12 protein-coding genes are annotated in these 18,807 nt (G+C 68.3%); 2 read left to right on the top strand and 10 right to left on the bottom strand.

Translation table 11 applies throughout. From position 1 onward, the window contains the following. Positions 1 to 302 precede the first annotated feature (302 nt). The 4 genes from ACIQF0_RS24675 to ACIQF0_RS24660 form a co-directional block, all read right to left on the bottom strand. Positions 303 to 899 (bottom strand): ATP/GTP-binding protein, encoded by a 597-nt coding sequence (locus tag ACIQF0_RS24675; RefSeq protein ID WP_360032407.1) that lies wholly within the window; start codon positions 897 to 899, stop codon positions 303 to 305. A gap of 16 nt (positions 900 to 915) precedes the next feature. Next, entirely contained in the window at positions 916 to 1,338 is a 423-nt protein-coding gene (locus ACIQF0_RS24670; RefSeq protein ID WP_030468876.1) for a roadblock/LC7 domain-containing protein, read from the bottom strand. Then, positions 1,335 to 4,130 carry a nitrate- and nitrite sensing domain-containing protein gene (locus ACIQF0_RS24665; RefSeq protein ID WP_401032884.1) on the bottom strand — a complete coding sequence of 932 codons (2,796 nt, stop codon included), beginning with the start codon at positions 4,128 to 4,130 and terminating at the stop codon, positions 1,335 to 1,337. The genes ACIQF0_RS24670 and ACIQF0_RS24665 overlap by 4 nt, the downstream gene beginning before the upstream one ends. A gap of 219 nt (positions 4,131 to 4,349) precedes the next feature. Continuing rightward, positions 4,350 to 5,366: an ABC transporter substrate-binding protein gene (locus ACIQF0_RS24660; protein WP_401032882.1), complete on the bottom strand. Its 1,017-nt coding sequence runs from the start codon at positions 5,364 to 5,366 to the stop codon at positions 4,350 to 4,352. Between the two features lie 177 nt (positions 5,367 to 5,543). Here ACIQF0_RS24660 and ACIQF0_RS24655 point away from each other — a divergent pair, with 177 nt between their 5' ends. Continuing rightward, positions 5,544 to 6,713, top strand: coding sequence for a 4-hydroxybenzoate 3-monooxygenase (locus ACIQF0_RS24655; RefSeq protein ID WP_401032880.1), 1,170 nt, complete (start codon positions 5,544 to 5,546; stop codon positions 6,711 to 6,713). A 175-nt stretch (positions 6,714 to 6,888) separates the two neighbouring features. Continuing rightward, entirely contained in the window at positions 6,889 to 7,599 is a 711-nt protein-coding gene (locus ACIQF0_RS24650; protein WP_401032878.1) for an IniB N-terminal domain-containing protein, read from the top strand. 200 nt (positions 7,600 to 7,799) lie between these two features. Here ACIQF0_RS24650 and ACIQF0_RS24645 read toward each other — a convergent pair whose 3' ends face one another. From ACIQF0_RS24645 to ACIQF0_RS24620, 6 genes are all read right to left on the bottom strand, one after another. Then, positions 7,800 to 8,600 carry an ABC transporter ATP-binding protein gene (locus ACIQF0_RS24645; RefSeq protein ID WP_401032876.1) on the bottom strand — a complete coding sequence of 267 codons (801 nt, stop codon included), beginning with the start codon at positions 8,598 to 8,600 and terminating at the stop codon, positions 7,800 to 7,802. Next, complete coding sequence (locus ACIQF0_RS24640; RefSeq protein WP_360032425.1) at positions 8,584 to 9,351, bottom strand: ABC transporter permease; 768 nt, start codon at positions 9,349 to 9,351, stop codon at positions 8,584 to 8,586. Before ACIQF0_RS24640 ends, ACIQF0_RS24645 begins: the two co-directional genes overlap by 17 nt. Continuing rightward, positions 9,348 to 10,091, bottom strand: coding sequence for an ABC transporter permease (locus ACIQF0_RS24635; protein WP_360032428.1), 744 nt, complete (start codon positions 10,089 to 10,091; stop codon positions 9,348 to 9,350). The genes ACIQF0_RS24640 and ACIQF0_RS24635 overlap by 4 nt, the downstream gene beginning before the upstream one ends. Positions 10,092 to 10,172: 81 nt before the next feature. Next, positions 10,173 to 12,905 (bottom strand): helix-turn-helix domain-containing protein, encoded by a 2,733-nt coding sequence (locus tag ACIQF0_RS24630; RefSeq protein ID WP_401032875.1) that lies wholly within the window; start codon positions 12,903 to 12,905, stop codon positions 10,173 to 10,175. 116 nt (positions 12,906 to 13,021) lie between these two features. After that, complete coding sequence (locus ACIQF0_RS24625; protein ID WP_401032873.1) at positions 13,022 to 15,736, bottom strand: helix-turn-helix domain-containing protein; 2,715 nt, start codon at positions 15,734 to 15,736, stop codon at positions 13,022 to 13,024. A 174-nt stretch (positions 15,737 to 15,910) separates the two neighbouring features. Beyond that, complete coding sequence (locus ACIQF0_RS24620; protein WP_401032871.1) at positions 15,911 to 18,649, bottom strand: helix-turn-helix domain-containing protein; 2,739 nt, start codon at positions 18,647 to 18,649, stop codon at positions 15,911 to 15,913. Positions 18,650 to 18,807 lie beyond the last annotated feature (158 nt).

The following is an 18,807-nucleotide window of genomic DNA, read 5'->3' as shown; positions in this document are numbered from 1 at the left end:
GGGTAATTGCACCCCGACTGTATCGCTGCGCCGTTGGGGCACAAGAAGAGTCAAGTGTGAACCGACGCTGGCACGGTCAAGAGCGTTCGTAGGTGATCGGACGACCCGGATCGCGAAACTACCGCACGGCAAGGGGAAACAGGCCCTACGACCGGACTTCGCGCGAACTTCCACACCGGACCGGCCGCCGCCGAACGGGCGAATAACTGTTCACACGCGTCTGGCTCTGATGGACCAGAAGGCGCAACGCGAACGGGGGCCGGTGCGCGTGGCACCGGCCCCCGTTACCGCGGGAAGCGGGTCTAAGCGAACGAAGGCTGACGCAGCGCGTGCTCCACCAGCGCGATCAGGATCTGCTTCGTGGACTGCCGGTTGCGGGCGTCGCACGGAATTATCGGCACCGACGACGGAATCGTCAGCGCGTCCCGAATCTCCTCCGCACGGTGGTGCATCAGACCGTCGAAGCAGTTCACCGCGATCACGTAGGGCAGGTCGCGATCCTCGAAGAAGTCGATGGGCGCGAACGCCTCGTCGATCCTGCGGGTGTCGACCATGACCACGGCACCGATGGCGCCGCGGACCAGGTCGTCCCACATGAACCAGAACCGGTGCTGACCGGGCGTGCCGAACAGGTACAGGATCAGATCCTTGTCCAGCGACACCCGGCCGAAGTCCATGGCCACCGTGGTGGTCACCTTGTCCGGCACCATCGACAGATCGTCGACTCCTACCGATGCCTGGGTCATCACGGCCTCGGTCGTCAGCGGGGTGATCTCGGAGACCGACCCGACGAACGTCGTCTTGCCGACACCGAACCCACCCGCGACGACGATCTTCGACGACACCACGTTCAGGTCGGCCCCAGGTGACCCCGGACGACCCGGAGCACCGTTGCTCATGGGAACTTCTCTCTACTCAGGCTCTCATGGAAACGTGCAGCTGGGCGCGGATCTCCGGCGTGAGCTGGAGACCGACCCGCTCCACCAGCCGGGTCATCGCGTAACCGATGAGGCCGATGTCGCAGTTGGGTGCGGCGAGCACGGCGAGGCACGACCCGTCGCTGATGGACATCAGGAAAAGATAGCCCCGTTCCATCTCGACGACGGTCTGTTTGACCTCACCGGCCTCGAAGCAGCGCGCCGCGCCGAGGTTCAGCGAGACCAGTCCGGACGAGACGGCGGCGAGCTGCTCCGCGCGGTCGTGCGGCAGACGGTCGGACGAAGCGAGCAACAGACCGTCGGCGGAGACGACGATCGCGTGTGCGACACCGGCCACCCTGCTGACGAAGTCCTCGACCAGCCAGCTGAAGTTGTCCAGTTCCTCAGTCGCGGTGGTCACTGGCGTTCCCTTTCTGCGATCACGGGGATGCCTCCGACGGCCGAGTCGAAGAGCGACTCACGGCCCATCTGGACACCCTTCTGGTACGTGGCGAACCGCTGACGCAACCGGTCGGCGGACCGGCCGGGGATGGCGGCGGCGCCCGCCAGCTGGGGTGTCGGGGACGACGGCTTCGGCAGCGAACCGGGGACCAGGCGCGCCTGGGGGACGCGCTTGGGCAGACCGTTCTCCGTCGTCTGCGCCGTACCACCGTTGCCGAGCGCGCCCGCGGCCTTCCAGCCTTCGTCCGCCGCGCCCCAGTCGGAGTCGGCGTAGTCGGCGACCGCGCGCGGCACCGCCGTAGGTGCCTCGATCTTCACGGTGTCCGCCGCCGCACGCTGCCGCTTGGGCAGGCCGTTCACGGTGGCGGGCTCCGCGTCGTGCTCTGCTTCGTCGTGCCCTGCGTGGTCGAGCCCGGCGCGTTCCGGCTCCGCTGACGGAACGTCCTTTGTAGACGGTTCGGGCGCCGAGGGGGTCTGGAACCACCTCGACAGGTCGTCGTGCGAGATCAACGGCTCGTCGACGATCGCGGGGAAGATCTCCGTGGCGGGCTCTGCCGGTCGTTCGACCGGCGGCTCGTAGGAGTACCCGGCCTCTGCCGCCTCTTCGTCCGCCTCGATCCGCGCGGTGAACAGGCCGTCCGCGGACGTCTGCTCGATGCGGTGGCGGCCGGAGTTCTCGTCCTCGACGGCGGACCCCGGCACGACGACCGGGTGCTCCGGCGTCCACTTCGGCACACCGGACAGGCCCTCGCCGGCGGAGGTGGACTCGATCGCGGCCATCTGCGGTGCGGCCGGCAACGGCAGCGCCGGCGCGGCTCCCTTGTGCAGCAACGAGATCGGCAGGATCACCTGGGCGGTGACGCCACCCTCTATGTCGTCGTTGTTCCCGAGCGTCACGCGGATCTCGTGGCGCTTCGCGAGCTGGCCGACCACGTAGAGGCCCATCTCCCGGGCGACCGAGACGTCGACCTCCGGCGGATCGGCGAGCTTCGCGTTGAACTCGACGACGTCGCTCTCCTGCATGCCGACACCGCGGTCGTGGATGCGGATGGCGACCTCGCCCTTGCGAGTCTCTATCGTCCGCACCGTCACCTTGGTGGTGGGCTTGGAGAACGCCGTCGCGTTGTCGAGCAGCTCGGCCACGAGGTGCGCGAGGTCGTTGACCACGCGGCCCTGCACCATGAGCTCCGGCGTCGGCGCGATCTGGACGCGCGCGTACTTCTCCACCTCGGACACCGCGGCGCCGAGCACCTCGGCGATCGCGACCGGGCGGGTGACGCGGCGGTTGACCGTCGTGCCGGAGAGCACCAGCAGGTTCTCGCTGTTGCGCCGCATCTGCGTCGCGAGGTGGTCGAGTTCGAACAACGACGCCAGGTGGTCCGGGTCCTGCTCGTCCTGCTCGAGCCGGTCGATCACGCTGATCTGCCGTTCCACCAACGCCTGCGAGCGCCGCGACAGGTTGATGAACATGTCGTTGACGTTCGCGCGCAGTGCCACCTGCTCGACGGCGAGGCGGACGGCTTCGCGCTGCACGAGGTCGAACGCCCGCGCCACCTGGCCGACCTCTTCGGTCGTGTTGAGCGGCACCGGGACGATCGCCTCTTCCGCGGCCCGTTCGGGGTCGCGGTGCGAACGAATACGGCGAATCGCGTCGGGCAGCTGGTTGCGTGCCACATCCAGCGCGCTGCGACGCAGCACTCGCAGTGGCCGCAGCATCGACTGCGCGACCATCGCCATCAAGCCGAACGCGATCAGCAGCGAGATGGCGACCAGTCCGGCGTCACGCCACGCGGAACCCCGTGCCTCGTCGGCAAGGCGCGTGGTCGTCGCGTCGGCCTGGCTCTCCAGCTCGGTCGCGACCTCGCGAACCAGGTTCGCGGTGTCCTGGCCGATCTTGAGCACCTCGGCGTCCGTGATGGACACGGGCTTGCCTTCGGCGTCCTGCGCGAGTGCGAGCCGCACCAGCCGGTTGCGACCGTCCACGGCCGAACCGGAGACGACGTCCTGGAACTTCTGCTGGTTGCCGGCCGACGCCACGTTGTTGAACTCGTTGAACGCCGCGTCCAGCCGGGACTGCGCGGACCGCAGTTCGTCCGCGGCGCCGGGCGCGAAACCCTTGCGCAGCGCGGTGGACGTCAGCAACGAGTTCTGCTGGCCGAGCTGCTCCTGCGCCGTGTAGAGCGCCTGAGCGGCGGTGACCAGCGGAACGATCTCCGGCTCGCTGAGGCTCGACACCGCGGCACGGTGCACCTGGCTCAGCGAGGCGATGATCTGGTTGTACGCGCTGATCACGGCGACGTCGGGGTACTTGGTGCTCAGCAACGTCACGCGCAGGCTGCCCAGTCCGTCGAGGGACTGCACCGACTTGGTGAACGACTCCTGCAGGGGCGCGCTCAAGGCCGTGGCCGTCGCGCCCGAATCCTTGTACTTGCTCAATTCCACATCGGTGAGACCGGTGCGGGCGGCGTGTTCGGGACACGCGTTCTGCCTGCCAGCGGCCACACACTGCACTGCCCAGTCACGTTCGACCTGTAGAGCGTTTTCCACCTTCGCGGCCTGGTGGCTCACGGCTAGCTCGCGCTGGACGCTGCCGAAGAGTTCGACGTCGTCGAGCTGGGTGTTGAGCCTCAGACCCGCGAGAGTCGCGGTAGTCAGGGCTGGAACTAGCAACACCACCGCGAGCTTGCTCCGCAACCGCCAGTTGCGTAGGCGGAACCGGTCGATGCCTCGCTGGTCCTCACGACCGCGCACCGTCAACACTCCCCGCCCCGTTTAATAGCAGCAAACCTGGTGGATCTTGGAGTAAAACACGCTGTTCTCATACCGCCGTTCGGACGACAAAACAGCTGGTTCGAGAATCAACAACTTGAACTGGGCGACTAAACGGCCCCTAAGCGATAATTCATCTGGTGGAAACGTTCGCGCGGGTGACCGTGATCACGGCCTGATCACAGCCACCCGCGCTGTTCGTCAACTACCGGAGGGCTGGATGAGCATCGGCTTGACGTCGAGCTCCTTGTCCAGCATCTGGTACCGCTGCATCAGCTGGACGACCCGCTGCAGGCGCGTCGCGTCGAGCGTGGTCGGGAAGGCGCCGAAGTGCACGAGACCCGCGGTTTCCTTGTCGACCTTGGCGTACTCGACCAGCAGCGGCTCGACCGTGGGACGGTCGGTCGCGTCGGCCTGACCCTTGGCCATGGCACGCTGGAACGCGGCGATGGTCTTGGGGTTGTTCTTGGCGAACTCACCACTGGTCGCGTAGCCCGCGATCGGGATGTTGTCCGTCGGGCCGGACGCGGCGTCCAGCACCTTGATCTGACCGGCGGCGCGCTGAGCGCGGGTGATGAACGGCTCGACCATGAAGGCCGCGTCGACGGTCTTGTTCTGGACAGCCGCCTGCATGTCCGGGAACGGCATCTCCTTGAACTTGACCGAGTTCACGTCCACGTTCGCGGCCTCGAGCGTGGCCTTCGCGGTGAGCTCCGCGATGTTCTTGAACGTGTTGATCGCGATGGTCTTGCCCGCGAGGTCGGCCGGAGTCTTGATGGCCGAGTCGCCGGCCGCCAAGATCAGGAACATGTCGGGTTTCGCCTGGTAGCCGTCGGCGATGAGCTTGATGCCGTCGACCGCCTTGGCCGCGTCCTTCGACTGGGCGGCGAAGAACGAGACCCAGTTGCCGAACGTCATGTCGAGCTCTTTGTTGATCAGGCCGGGGATCGCCTGAGCACCACCCTGGATGGTCTTGACCTCGACCTCGAGGCCTTCAGCCTTGAAGTAGCCCTTCTTGATCGCTACGTGGACAGACGCCACGTCGAGAACCGGGATCAACCCCAGGGTGATCTTGGACTTCTCGACCGGACCACTGCTGTTCGCATTGGACGCGGGCGCCTGCTCTTTGCCGCCGAGCAGTCCACAGCTCGCCACGGTGGCGAGCAGCGTGGCAAGGGCGATGCCACGGACGGCCATACGGCGGACTCTTCGAGTCATCGGGAGCACTCTCCTGTCGGAGCGGTGTCGTCGTTGCGGGGAAGGATCGCGACGGTCAACCACTCAGAGTAATGACGCTGCTCCAAAAGACCCCAGTTGACCGACACGAGCAGGTTCCAGTCAACTACCTGCGGTGAGCATCTAAGCACAGCAGGTCTAGGGCTAGGAGAACCCCAGTTGAAGCGCTCCGTGACCGTTGTCGGCGCAGGGCCGGCCGGTCTGACCTTGGCAAACTTGATCCAGCAGTCAGGTATCGACTGCGTGGTGCTCGAAAAAGCTAGTCGAACCCATGTGGAAACCCGGGCACGCGCGGGAGTCTTGGAGCACCGCTCTGTAACCATGTTGGAGTCACTCGGACTGGCAGATCGTTTGCTGATGGAAGCAGACCGTCACGGTACGTGTGAATTCCGCGTGAGCGGCCAGGCGTTCCAGGTGTCCTACAGCGACCTCTACGGTGGCCGCGAACACTACGTCTACCCCCAGCAGGAAGTCGTCAAGGACCTCATCGGGGGATTTCTGGACACGGGTGGGGACATCCGGTTCTCGGTCAGCGACGTGGAGTTGCACGACCTGACGTCCTCGTCCCCCTCAGTGGCCTTCACCAGCGAAGACGGGTCCCGCGAGACCATCACGAGCGATTTTGTGGCAGGCTGTGACGGATTTCATGGCGTGAGCCGGCCGGCCATTCCCGAGGGGGTGCTGACGGAGTTCACGCATCAGCACGGGATCGAGTGGCTGGCCATTCTCGCGGAGGCCCCTCCGTCGACTAAAGCCATCATTTACGCGCTGCACGAAGATGGATTCGCCGGGCATATGTTGCGGTCGCCGTCGATATCCCGATTCTATTTGCAGGTGCCGGTCGGAACAAAGGCCTCTGATTGGTCCGACGAACAGGTCTGGGAAGCGTTGCACAAACGTTTCGCACTGCACGACTCGTCGTGGGGACTGACCGAGGGAAAGATCATCGAGAAGCGCGTTCTCGACATGCGCAGCCACGTGGTGGAGCCGATGTCGTACGGCCGGCTCTTCCTGCTGGGTGACGCAGCACACATCATCACCCCGGTCGGCGCCAAGGGCATGAACCTCGCCATGAACGACGCCGCAACGCTCGGACGTGCGCTTATCGACTTCTACGGCACCGGATCCGAGACCGGTCTCAAGACCTACTCGGAGGACTGCCTGCGCCGCGTCTGGCGGGCACAGGAATTTTCACAGTGGATGGTCAACATGATCCACACCGACGTCAGCTCCCCGTTCTTCGGACGGTTGGCGCAGGCACGGCTGGAGCACCTGGCCGAGTCCCCCGCCTACCGCGCCACCTTCGCGGAGAACTACGTCGGACCCTGATGGCGAAAAGTCGACCCTCAAGGGTGAAATCCCCGGCCCCCTAACGGGTGACACCCTCCCCCTAGGGATCTCAGTACGTCACAATCTGGGGCCAACTCCCGATGCCGGGGGATGTCGTTCATCCATACGGTTCAACACGACATCCCCCGATCCACCCACAGGGAGCTCGAGTTCCATGGCCACCCAGACCACGTTGCACGACTTCACCCTCACCCTCCTCGGCGACCTGGACGCCCGTGAGGCGTTCCAGCTCGACCCGGAAGGCACCCTCGAGGCCGCGGGTCTGGGCGACATCTCACCGGTCGACGTCCACGAGATCCTCCCGCTGGTGCTCGACAGCGCGTCCGTCGTGCAGGTCGACGCGATCGACAAGGTCCTGGTCGAGGCGGGCGACCTGACCGCCGTGGACAGCCTCAAGCTGATCACCGGCAACCTCGAGGGCGTCACGGGCATCGCCGACGTGGCCGCCCCCTCCGCGATCACCGCGCTGGTCACCGACTTCGGTGGCGTCAGCGACGTGACGAACACGCTGGACCTGGTGAACGCCAACGAGGTCGTCACCACGGTGACCGACGTCGCCGACGTGCACGGTGTGACCGACGTGGTCGTCAAGGACCTCGACGCCGACGTGCTCGTGGAGGACGTCGTGGACACCGACGTGCTGGTCAAGGACACCGTCGGCGCGGTGGACGTCGACGTCAAGGACGTCCTGGACGTGACCGACCACATCACCGGGAACGTCACCGGCAACGTGGTGCAGGACGTCGCTCAGGTCGGCGACCTCCACAGCGACCTGGGCCAGGTCATCGGTGACGTGCACGTCGGCGACATCAACGTGCTCGACGGCGGCATCGGCAACGGCGCCGACCTCGACATCCACTTCTGATCTTCTGACTTTCCGATCTTCTGATTCCCCTGCGGGGCAAGAGGAACCTCACGACGGGCGCTCAGCGCTCTGCCCCCGAGCGCGGGCGTCCCGTCTCGCCACAACAGTGCTCACAGCCTCCTGCGGGCACTGAGAACGCAGCAGAGCCCCGGACCGCGACGGTCCGGGGCTCTGCTGTCGGAAACTGGGTGGAACGACTGTCAGGAAGACACGGTCTCGCTCAGCGATTCCCGTTCCGCCGCAGCCCACTTCTCGACGTCCAGGGTCTGCTTGCCACCGACGTTGAGCAGCCGCGCCACCTTGGAGCGCAACGCCACGAAGGCCTCGTCGGTGCGCGTGGTCACCTGGTCGCGCTCGGCGGGCAGCGGCACCTCCAGGTCGGCCACCAGCTTCGCGGGCGAGCCGGACAGCACCAGGATGCGGTCTCCCAGGTACACCGACTCGTCGATGTCGTGCGTGACCACGAGAACGGTCGTGTCGTGCTCACGGCGCACTCGAAGCAACAGGTCCTCCAGTTCGAACCGGGTCTGCGCGTCCACCGAGGCGAACGGCTCGTCCATCAACAGCAACGCCGGCCGGTACGCCAGAGCGCGCGCGATCGCCACACGTTGTTGCATGCCACCGGAAAGCTGCCACGGCCGCTTCTTCGCGGCCGCGCCGAGACCCACCCACTCCAGGGCTTCCGCGGCGCGTTTGCGGCGCTCGGCACGCGGCAGGGAGCGCAGCGGGAACTCGACGTTGCCCTGCACCGAAAGCCAGGGGAACAGCGAGCGCTGGTAGTCCTGGAACACCACCGCGAGGTGGGAACCCTTCAGGGACACGTCACCGCGGGAGGGTGCGATGAGTCCCGAGATCGTGCGCAGCAGTGTGGACTTGCCGCAGCCGGATGGCCCGACCACGCACACCAGTTCGCCGGCGCGCACGGTGAACGTAAGGCCGCCGATGGCCTCGTAGTCGCCGTAGGTGTGGCCTAGGTCCGCCACCTCAAGCATGTTGCTCATCCCGACTCCTCGGTTGCCACGCCAAAGCCCTGCGTTCTACCGCCAAAAGTGCGGTGTTGAGTCCGTAGCCCAGCACGCCCAACAGGACGATGCCGGCCCACATGCGCGTGTAGTCGAACTCGCGCTGTGCCTGCATGAGTTGCGAACCGATGCCGTTGTCCGTGCCCACGAGCTCGGAGATGACCATCAGCACCAGTGACAAGGAGAGCGACACCCGCAGCCCCGCGAAGATCTTCGGGGAGGCGGCGGGCAGCACGACGCCCAGAATCCATTGGTGACGCGGGATCTGGAAGACCGCGGAAGTGTCCACTTTGGTCACGTCGACGGAACGGGCACCGTCGACGCTGTTGAGCAGCACCGGCCAGATGACGCCGAACACGATCGTCGCGAGCTGCATCGTCGTGTCGCCGCGGAACAGCAACAGGAACACCGGCACCAGCGCGGGCGGCGGGATCGAGCGCAGGAACACCAGCAGCGGTCCCGCGTACTCCATCGCCCGGTCGGAACGGCCGAGCAGCAGCCCCAGCGCCACGCCGATCACCGAGGCGATCGCCCAGCCCGACAGCAGCCTGCCGATCGACGGCAGGACGTGCTCGGTGACGTTCTGCGGCTCCAGCACCCACCACTCCCACGCCGCCGTCACGATGTCGGAAGGCGGAGGGAAGAACGGGTCCTCGGCGAGCATGCCGAGCAACTGCCACACGACGATGAGACCGGCGAAAACGGTCCACCGTTGAAGAAACTTGTTCACCAGGCCACCCAACGCCGGCGGACGCGCTCGAGACCGCTGTTCAGCAGGACACCGATCGTGCCCGCGACCACGGTGCCGACCAGCACCTGGTCCATTCGGCCGGGTCCGCTGCGGGCCTCCATGATGAAGTAGCCCAGGCCGACCTGGCTGCCTGCCATGAGCTCGACGCTCACCATCACGATCAGTGCCGTGGTGGCCGCGAGCCTGATTCCGGTGAGGACGAAGGGCAGCGCGCTCGGCAAAGCCACGCGGAACAGCACGCCGACACGTCCGGTGCCGAAAACCCGTGACGTCTCAACGAGCAACGGGTCCAGTTCGTCGAGCGCGTAGATGGTGTTGAACAAGATCGGCCACAGCGCGGCGTAGACCGCGAGCGTGATCTTCGTTTCCGGGCCGAACCCCAGCATCACCAGAGCGAGCGGAATCAGTGCCACAGAAGGGATCGGGCGCAGGAACTCGATGATCGCCCGAGTCGCGTGACGCACTGCGGGGACGCTGCCGAGCACCAGTCCACTCGGCACCGCGATGGCGATGGCGATCACGATCGCGATCAGCACCGCCAAGACCGTTGCCACGACATGACTGATGAACGCAGGCGAGGTCAGCTGCGTGACGAGCTCACCGAACACGACGGACGGTGGCGGAAGCGCGTCCGCAGGTAGAAGGGGAGAGCGTCCTAAGAGCTCCCAGAGCGCGAGGAACCCGGCAATGCCGAGTAGTCCCCTTGTGAACGCACGCACTCGGTCACCCTAGAGAGTGGATCTCTGCTTCACAATGCGTGTTTGCTCAACTCCGGGTTGTTTCCCACACATCGCGGCGGTTCAGCAGACCTCCACGCGCTCCACTTCGCCGAAGCTCTTAACCCATTCGGAGTCCGTGAGCCGTGCGCCGTCTTTTTCACACATCCGCTTGATGATCGAACCGGTGTCGAGGTCGTACGGCAGCAGCTCGGGATCCTGGCCTCCGCTGCGGACGAGGAAGTCGCGGTTCTGCGGCCGGTACACCGCGCGCGTCGAGCTGCCGTGCCCGACGACGTAGGCGAGCCGGTCCGCCGCACGGTCGTTCGGGTAGAGCTGGTGCACCTCGAAGATGTTGTCGCGCACGACGGCCACGCGACCGTCATCGGAGAACGTGACACGGGCTCCGGCACGCAACGCGGTGTCGAGCCGTGCGCGCAGCACGGGCGTTCCGCTCGGCACGCGCTGCCACACCTCGACGATCGACTCAGGTGACGAGTGCTCGACGGCGAGCCAGCGCCCGTCGCCGCTGTAGGTGATGCCGCGGACGTAGACGTGCTGGGACAACGGCGGTCCCGCGGACTCGACGGTGCCGCCGATGCTCCAGAACTCGACGGTCGTGGTGCCGGTGGCCGGGTCCCAGAGGCCGGTCGCGAGCTCACGGCCGTCCTGGCTCAGCGCCACGGTCTCGGGATCGCGCACCGGCATCGGCAGCTTGCGCGGGTTGCGCGGGTCGCTCAGGTCGTAGAGCTCCGCGTGCTCGGACTCGTCCGGTGTCGGGAGCCCGACCTCGACCGCGTCGCCGACCTTGCCGACGAGCCGCGAGCCGTCCGGGCTCAGGTCGAGCGTGCGGAACCGCCTGGGCAGCGCCGTGAGATAGGTGATCTCGCCCGCGTCGTTGACGGCCCAGAGGTGTTCCTGGCCGGTGAAGTCCTTCGTGACGGCACGGCGTTCGGCGAGCTTGACGACCCGGTGGCGGTCGGCGAACTTCTTGCCCGGCACCGCCTTGTCCTCGTCGATGCTCCACATCCGGTCGGTGCCGTCCTCGTCGGTCACCGCGGCCATCTCCCCACGCGGGGCGACGACCACGTCCGCGTCGTCCTTGGGCGTGCCGGTGAACGGGATGCCGCGCGCGACGGCGCTCGCGAGCCGCAGCACCTTCTCGGCCTCGGCCGACGGGCTGACCTCGTAGCCGACCAGCGCGAACTTGTCCGCGTACGGCCGGCGCTGCTCCAGCAACGCCTCGGACTGCGACAGCGCCTTGCCACCGAGCTCGCGGTCGTTCATCTCGGTGATCTTGCGTTCGTTCGCGAGGGCGTAGACGACGGTGCCGGGCACCAGCGCGAGCAGCACCGCCACGACCGCGATCAACGCCGTCGAACGGCGTGTTTCCCGCTTGATGCTCCTGTCGACGAACTGGCGCTCCTGCACCGTCAAGAACTCGCCGAGCTCCTTGGCCTTGCGCAGCCGCGGACCCCGGTAGAGCGCCAGCGGATCGCGGTCGCTCGCCTCCCACAGCTCGATCGCGGTGACGAGCTGCTGGTGCGTCCTGAGGTTCTCGCGGTCCTCGTCGATCCACCCGGCGAGCCTGGGCCAGCGCAGCACGGCGTCGTGGGTCAGCTCGACGCCGTCCTCGGTGAGCGTCACCAGCCTGGCCTTCGCGAGGAGGTCCAGCAGGCGCGTGCCGATGTCCAGCCTGCGGGCGCGGCGGTGTGCGATCCCGTTGCGCTGCACGGAGACGAGTCTCAGGAAGATCTGCCTGGCCGCTCGCTGGTCGTCCTCGGCGAGGCCGGTGAAGAACGTCTCGGCGGCCTGCGCGGCGACGTGTTCGATGCCGCCGGACTCCTCGAAGCCCGCGAGCGACAGCGTCATGCCGCGCTTGCGCCGCCACGTCTCGATCAACGCCTGCTGCACCAGCGGCAGCGCGTGCTGGTTCGCGGCGTCGGCCACCAGCCGTGCGATGACCGCGGTCTCGACGGTGGCGCCGATCTTGGCGGCGGGTTCGGTGATGGCGCGGCGCAGCTGGTCCGCGCTCATCGGCTCGATGACGATCTCGGTGCCGCTGATGCCCTTCTCGCGCCAGCGCTGCTCGTGGTCGGCGCGCACGGAGAGCACGACGTGGGGGCAGCGGGTGACGGCGGCGACGAAGTCCTCGGCGTCCAGCGCCTTCTCGAAGTCGTCGACGAGCAGCACGAGGCCGGGGCGGTGCTGGCGGATCCGCAGCCGCAGGTGCTCGGGGTCCTCCCGGAACTCCTCGGCCAGGCGGTCCGCGGTGGTGTTCTCGAAGACGTCGGCGAGGGCGGCGGCCAGGTCCTGGATCGGGTCCTGTCCTGGCGTGATCACCACGGCGTCGTCCAGGGCGGGGTGCAGACCGGCCCGCAGCAGCGACGTCCTGCCGGATCCGGAGGCGCCCAAGACGACGGTGAGGGGCTTGGCCTTGACCGACTCGACGACCTGCTCCACGAGGCACTCGCGCCCGAAGTACCGCTTCGCGTCGTCTTCGGTGAACGGGGCGAGGCCGGGGTACGGCGTGTTCGGGTGCAACGGCTGCGTGTGCTCGGCGGCCAGCTCACGCCAGCGCCTGGTCCAGGAGGCGGGATCGGCCTCACAGGCACGCACGAACGCGAGCGTCAGCGCGAGCGACGGCAGCTTGCGCCCACCGGCCGCGTCGGACAACGCGGTCGGCGAGTAGTTCGCCCGCCGGGCCAGCTCGCGGTAGCTCGGTTTGCCTGCCTGGTCACGCAGTCTGCGCAGGTCACCGGCGAACCGCAGCAACGCGGTGTCCTCCGGACCCAGCGGACGTTCCCCTCTTGGCATGCCGCCTCCTGGCGGGATTGTCCACCAGAGGTTCGTCCTCCGTCTAACGGCCTGCTAACCGCTCATCGTCCTGACGTGCGCTTCGTGATCGTTCCACCCGCCTGGTGCTGGGACTTTCAGTCGCGGCACGGCGGGGTGAAGTCGAGATCGCCGAAGTACTGCCGCCACTCCTCGCGGCTCATCCGCGGAATGGCCTGCTCGCAGATCCTGACCGCCGGGTCACGCGGGTCCGCGTTCCACAGCCGCACCGCCCGGTCCGCACCGCCCGTCACGACCTCGTCGCCCTGGGGCGTCAGGCCGACCGCGGTGACCGGTCCGGCGTGCCCGCGCAGCAGGGCCTGCTCCACGGGTTCGCCGCCACCGAGCCGCCAGAGCCGCACCAGCCCGTCGTCGGTGGCGATCGCGACGTGACCCGCGCCGAGCCAGGCCGAGGTGACCTCGCCGCCGCCGGAGGGAATCCTGGCGCGCAGGACCGGGGCGCGCGGGTCGGTGGTGTCCCAGAGGTGCACGGCCGTGCGGGCGGCGGTCATCAGGTCCCCGGCACCGGCGAACTGGGCGGTGCCGGCGAACTCCCTGGTCAGCGACAGCAGCTTGACGTCGCGCGGGTCGGTGACGTCGACCAGGTGCACGGCGCGGCCGGTGGTGACGGCGGCGAGGACCTGGCCGTCCGGGCGGAACGACAGCCCCGCCAGCGGCCCCAGGCCGAGCTGGGCGGTGGTCAGGAGCCTCGGGCGTTCGCCGCGCAGGTCCGTCCAGAAGCTCAGGGTGCCGGCGTCGTCGGTGGTGACGAGAGTGGTGCCCTGCCAGGCGATCGCGATGGCGCGCACGGGAAGCACGGCCAGTTCGCGTGGTTTGCCGAGCGAGACGTCGACGACGTGCACGGTGCCGTCGTCGCCGGCGGACGCGACCAGCCCGCCGGTCGAGTCCATCGCGAGAGCGGTGACGGCACCGGAATGCCTGGTGGCGTCGTAGGAGGCGCGCGGTGCCGGCAGGTCGGCCAGGCCTGTCAGCACGACCGTGCCGTCGCGGTGCCCGGTCGCGATCTGCTGCAGCGTGGGCCCGACCACGAGTGCGGTGACCTCGGACTGGGCCTCGCGCAGCACCTGGGAGGGCACGTCCTCCTGCCGCAAACCGTTGCGCGCCTGAGGTAACGGCACGAGCTGATAGGCGGCGAGCGCGACCTGCTGGGCCAGCGCCGGGTTCGTGGAGCGCAGCGCGGCGGCCTCGCCCACGGCTCTCAGCACGGCGGCGTTGGCACGTTGTTCGTCGGCGGCTTTGCCTGCCTGCAGGGCGAAGACGGTCGAACTGGCGGCGACGACCACGAGTGCCGCGAGCGCGGCGAGCAGCTGGCGTTGGCGGCGGGTGCGTCTTCGGGCACTGGCCGAGACCTCCTGTTCCGCTGCCAGGCTCGCGGCGAGGAAGGCGCGTTCCCCGGCGTTGAGGGAAAGCCCCTCGGGAACGTTCGCCAGGCGCCGTCCCCGCAACAGCGCGCCCGCGTCGCGGTCGAGCGACTCCCAGGTCTGCGTGGCGAGCGTGAGTTCGCGCTGTGCCTTGATGTTCTCGCGGTCTTCCTCCACCCAGCCCAGGAACGTGGGCCAGCCGCGGATCAACGCCTCGTGCGCCAGTTCGACGCCGTCGCGGTCGATCACCACGAGCCGCGCCGCCGCCAGCGCGAACAGCACCTCGTCGTCGGCTTCGAGCTCGGCCTGGTGCGCGCGGCGTTTCGTGTTCTCCGCGGTGACGAGCCGCAGCAGGATCCGTTTCGCCTGCTCCCGCCCCGCCGGGGAGAGCTCGTCGAAGACCTCCTGCGCGGTGCGGGCGACGGCGTGCTCCAGGCCACCCACCTCCTCGTAGCCGGCGAGGGTCAGCGTCATGCCGCGCCGGTGCTGCCAGGTCTGCGCGAGCGCGTGCGACAGCAACGGCAACACGGCCGCCTGCCCGACCGCGTCGGCCATGAGCCTCGCCAGCAACGCCGTTTCGACCTTGGCGCCCACGACCGCGGCGGGTTCGGTGATCGCGAGGCGGAGCTCGTCCGGCGTCATCGGGCCGAGCAGGAGCTGGGAGCCTTCGAGCGCCTCGACCAGCTCGGGGTACTGCGCGCAGTGGCCGTAGTAGTCGGCCCGGATGCCGATCACCACCTTCCGGCAGCCGGTGAGCGCCGTGATCAGCCACTGGCGGAGCTCTTCGTTGCGGCACAACGTGAACAGCTCTTCGAACTGGTCGACGACCACGAGGTGCCCGTGGCGGTGCTCGAGTTGCCGAGGGTCTTTGAGCTCGTCGGCGAGCTCGACCGCCTCCCCACCGGTGAGCCGGGCGAGCGCGAGCGCGCACTCCTCCACGGGATTCGCGCCGGGCGTGAAGAGCAGGACGGGTTCACGGGTGCGGGCGATGAGACCGGCCCGCAGCAACGACGACTTCCCCACCCCGGACGGCCCGAACACGCCGGTGAACCGGTTCCTGGTGGCGAGCAGCTCGGCCGTCAACCGCTCCCGCCCGAAGAACTTCGGCGCGTCGCCTGGCTGGAACATCGCGAGCCCGACGTACGGACTGTCGTGTGCCGCATGCGGTTCGGACTCGACCACGGCCCGCCACCGCCGCGCCCATTCCTCCGGATCGGCGTCACACGCCTTGGCGTACGCCTTGGTCACCGCGAGGCTCGGCAACTTCCGCCCGCCCGCCGCCTCCGACAACGCCGCGGCCGAGTAGTGCGCCCGCCGGCTCAGCTCCCGGTAGGTGGGGCTGCCCGCACGCTCCCGCAGCCGGCGCAGCTCCGCCGCGAACCGCAGGACACCGCTCTCGCCCTCCTCGAGAGGGCGTTCCCGTCTCGGCATCCCGTCATTGTTCAGAGAACTTTGTTCAGCGGCGAACACATGACCGTGAACAACCCGTTCGCCCTAATGTCGAGGTAGACGAACTACCACGGGGAAGACCCGGTGCTCGCGCCCCGAACCGGCGCCGGAGTGGCCGTGGGTGGCCCGCGCACGAGCCACCCACGGCTCACGCACTCAGCACACGGGCACGCGTTCGATGTCCGGGAAGTACTTGGCCCATTCGAGGTCGGACAGTTCCGCGTAGTCATCGCAGAGGTCCCGCGCGACCTGCCCGGCGTCCAGGCGCAGGTGCCAGGTGAAGCCGTCCTCGGTGGTCAGGACGAACTGCGAGGACCAGTGGTCGACCGACTTGACGTCCATCGTGAAGTTGTCGAAGCCCGCCAGCTTCCTCGGCGCGTCCCGGTGCGCCACGTCCCAGACGGTCACCGTTCTCGGTGCGGCGAGCAGCACCTGACGGCCGTCCGGCGAGAACTTGATCATCGGCCGCGAGGTGCCGGTGAACTGCCCCGGCAGATCGGCCCAGTGGACCGGGTTCGCCGGATCGGAGACGTCCCACGCGGTCGTGATCGCGCGGCCGGGGCTGGGCAGCAACAGCAGCCGGCCGTCCGGGCTGAACTCCGGCCGGTCCGAGGGTGTGGGGTCGGCGATCCGGCCGGCGAGACGGAGCTCGGTGCCGTCGAGCCGCCAGAGCTCCACCTGGGTCCGGCCGTCCGGGCGCGACCGCGACAGCGCCACCGTCCTGCCATCGGGCGACACCCGCACCTCGTACGCGTCGCCGGGGTCGGCCAGCGCGACTTCCCGCACCTGGCCTGAGCCGTCGTGCACCCAGACCTTCGGGGTCACCTTCTTCAGATCGGGGTCGGTGTGGACGAAGCCCGCGACGACGTCCACTCCGTTGTTCCGTGCGATCGACGTGTCGCCGTGCACCGGCAGGTCAGCGAGCTTGCGAGCTTCCGCGGCGGGAGAGATGTCGTACAGCCCGAAGCTCTCGTTCCCGTGCAGCACCGCGCGACTGTCGTCCTCGCTTACCGCCACCGGTACACCGGGCAGGCTGCCGACCACCTCGTTGCCCGGCAGGGCCCAGAGCTCCACGTCGGCGCGGTCCTGTTCGGCCACGACGTAAAGGGTGCCGCCGGCGGCCTTGTCGACCCTTCTGCCGGGGTGTGACGAGAAGTAGGGCCTCCACCTCTCCATGGCGTCGGCGGTGAGCAGGAGATCGCGGTTCGCCTCCGTGGGCGACACCCGGTACACGGCGAGCGCGAGACGTGCCGCGTCCGATTTCATGGTCGGCATCCTGGCGAGCCATCGGGCCTCGGCGGCGGCGTTGCCGGCCACCGCGATGTCTCGTTGTGCGGCGGCGTCGTCGGCCTTCCTCATCGCGAACACGACGGTGCCCGCCAGCAGCAGCACCAGAACCGACAGCACGGCCGTCACCGCGCGGGCACGACGGACGCGGCGGCGGCCTTCCGCCTGGCTCGCGGTGAGGAAGGCGCGTTCGGGGTCGGTCAGGGAGTCCGTGCTCAGTTCCGCGGCCTGGGCCAGCCGGGCTCCCTGGTAGAGGAGGTCCCGGTCACCGTCCCACTCGTGGGCTGCCTCGGTGAGCTGGTGGTGCACGCGCAGGGTCTCGCGGTCTTCGGCGATCCAGTCGCGCAGGCGTGGCCAGGAGCGGATCAGCGCCTCGTGCGTGAGTTCGGCGTGCTGTTCGGTGAGCGTGACCAGGCGGGCGTTCGCGAGGTGTTCCAGGACCTCGGCGTCGAGGCCTTCGCGGTTCGCACGGCGTTTGGTGTCCTCGGTGCCCTCGCCCAGCGCGATCAGGCGCAGGAAGGTGCGGCGGGCGATCTGCCGCTGCTCGTGGTCGAGCTGTTCGTACACGGCCTCGGCGGTGCGGGCGATGGCGTGCTCGACGCCGCCGGCCTCCTCGTAGCCGACGAGCGACAGGGTCATGCCCCGGCGGCGGTGCCAGGTCTCGACGAGGGCGTGTTGCACGAGCGGCAGCGCGGCCGCCTGACCCGCGACGTCGGCGACCAGGCGGGTGACCAGGGCGGACTCGACGGTGGCTCCGACGTGCTGGGCCGGTTCGGTGATGGCGCGGCGCAGTTGGTCGGTGGTCAGGGGGCCGACGAGGACCTGGGCGCCGTCGAGGGCCTCGACCAGTTCTGGGTGGCGGCCGACGTGGCCGTAGAAGTCGGCGCGGACGCCGATGACCACGTGCGGGGCGCTCATCAGGGCCTGGACGAACCAGTCGCGCTGCTCGGGGCTCGCGAGCGTGAAGACCTCCTCGAACTGGTCGATCACCAGGACGAGGTCGGCGTCGTGTTGCCGGATCAGCAGGCCCAGTGCCGCGGGGTCGGTGAGCTCGCTGCGCAGGACCACCGCCGAGTTCCCGGTCAGCTGGGCGAGGCGGACAGCGCACTCGTCGAGCGGCTGGACGCCGGGGGTGAAGATCAGCGCCTGCTTCAGCCTCGGTAGCAGGCCCGCGCGCAGCAGTGACGACTTGCCGGAGCCACTCGCTCCGAAGACGCCGACGAACGGGCGGCGTTCGGTGAGTTCGACGAGCTTCACGGTGAGCTTCTCGCGGCCGTGGAAGCGGTCGGCGTCTTCCTTTTGGAACGCCTTCAATCCCACGTACGGGGCTTCAGCTGTCGGTGCCGGTGGCGCGGCGATGGCACGCCAGCGCCGTTCCCATTCCTGCTCGTCGCCGCCGCAGGCTTTGACGTAGGCGAGCGTGACCGCGAGGCTCGGGAGTTTCTTGCCGCCGGCGGCATCGGACAGCGTCGCCGCCGAGTAGTGCGCGCGTGAAGCGAGTGCGCGATAGGACGGTTTGCCCGCCTTGTCGCGAAGTTTCCTCAGCTCGGCCGCGAACTGGCCGAGCTCGGTGTCTTCGCAGTCCAGCGGCCGTTCGGTGCGTGGCATGTCGATCTCCCCCTGAGACCGATTGTCTACACCTTGTTGTTCAAAAGGCACGTCCGACCCCTTACAACGTCGTCGCCATAGCGTTTCCGTCGCAAGGTGAATGAGGGTTCACCGCAGTTCGTCCCTCCGGCTCTGGGGGCCGGAGGGACGAGCGGGAT

The organism is Lentzea sp. NPDC092896, from assembly GCF_044754905.1.
GTDB lineage: Bacteria > Actinomycetota > Actinomycetes > Mycobacteriales > Pseudonocardiaceae > Lentzea.
Note: the sequence above shows the minus strand (reverse complement) of the source record. Positions and strands in the feature narration are given on the sequence as shown.

Excerpts from the sequence above, each read along its gene's own strand:
- ACIQF0_RS24675 (WP_360032407.1), bottom strand. The coding sequence starts at position 899 with ATGAGCAACGGTGCTCCGGGTCGTCCGGGGTCACCTGGGGCCGACCTG.
- ACIQF0_RS24660 (WP_401032882.1), bottom strand. The coding sequence starts at position 5,366 with ATGACTCGAAGAGTCCGCCGTATGGCCGTCCGTGGCATCGCCCTTGCC.
- ACIQF0_RS24650 (WP_401032878.1), top strand. The coding sequence starts at position 6,889 with ATGGCCACCCAGACCACGTTGCACGACTTCACCCTCACCCTCCTCGGC.
- ACIQF0_RS24645 (WP_401032876.1), bottom strand. The coding sequence starts at position 8,600 with ATGAGCAACATGCTTGAGGTGGCGGACCTAGGCCACACCTACGGCGAC.
- ACIQF0_RS24630 (WP_401032875.1), bottom strand. The coding sequence starts at position 12,905 with ATGCCAAGAGGGGAACGTCCGCTGGGTCCGGAGGACACCGCGTTGCTG.
- ACIQF0_RS24625 (WP_401032873.1), bottom strand. The coding sequence starts at position 15,736 with ATGCCGAGACGGGAACGCCCTCTCGAGGAGGGCGAGAGCGGTGTCCTG.
- ACIQF0_RS24620 (WP_401032871.1), bottom strand. The coding sequence starts at position 18,649 with ATGCCACGCACCGAACGGCCGCTGGACTGCGAAGACACCGAGCTCGGC.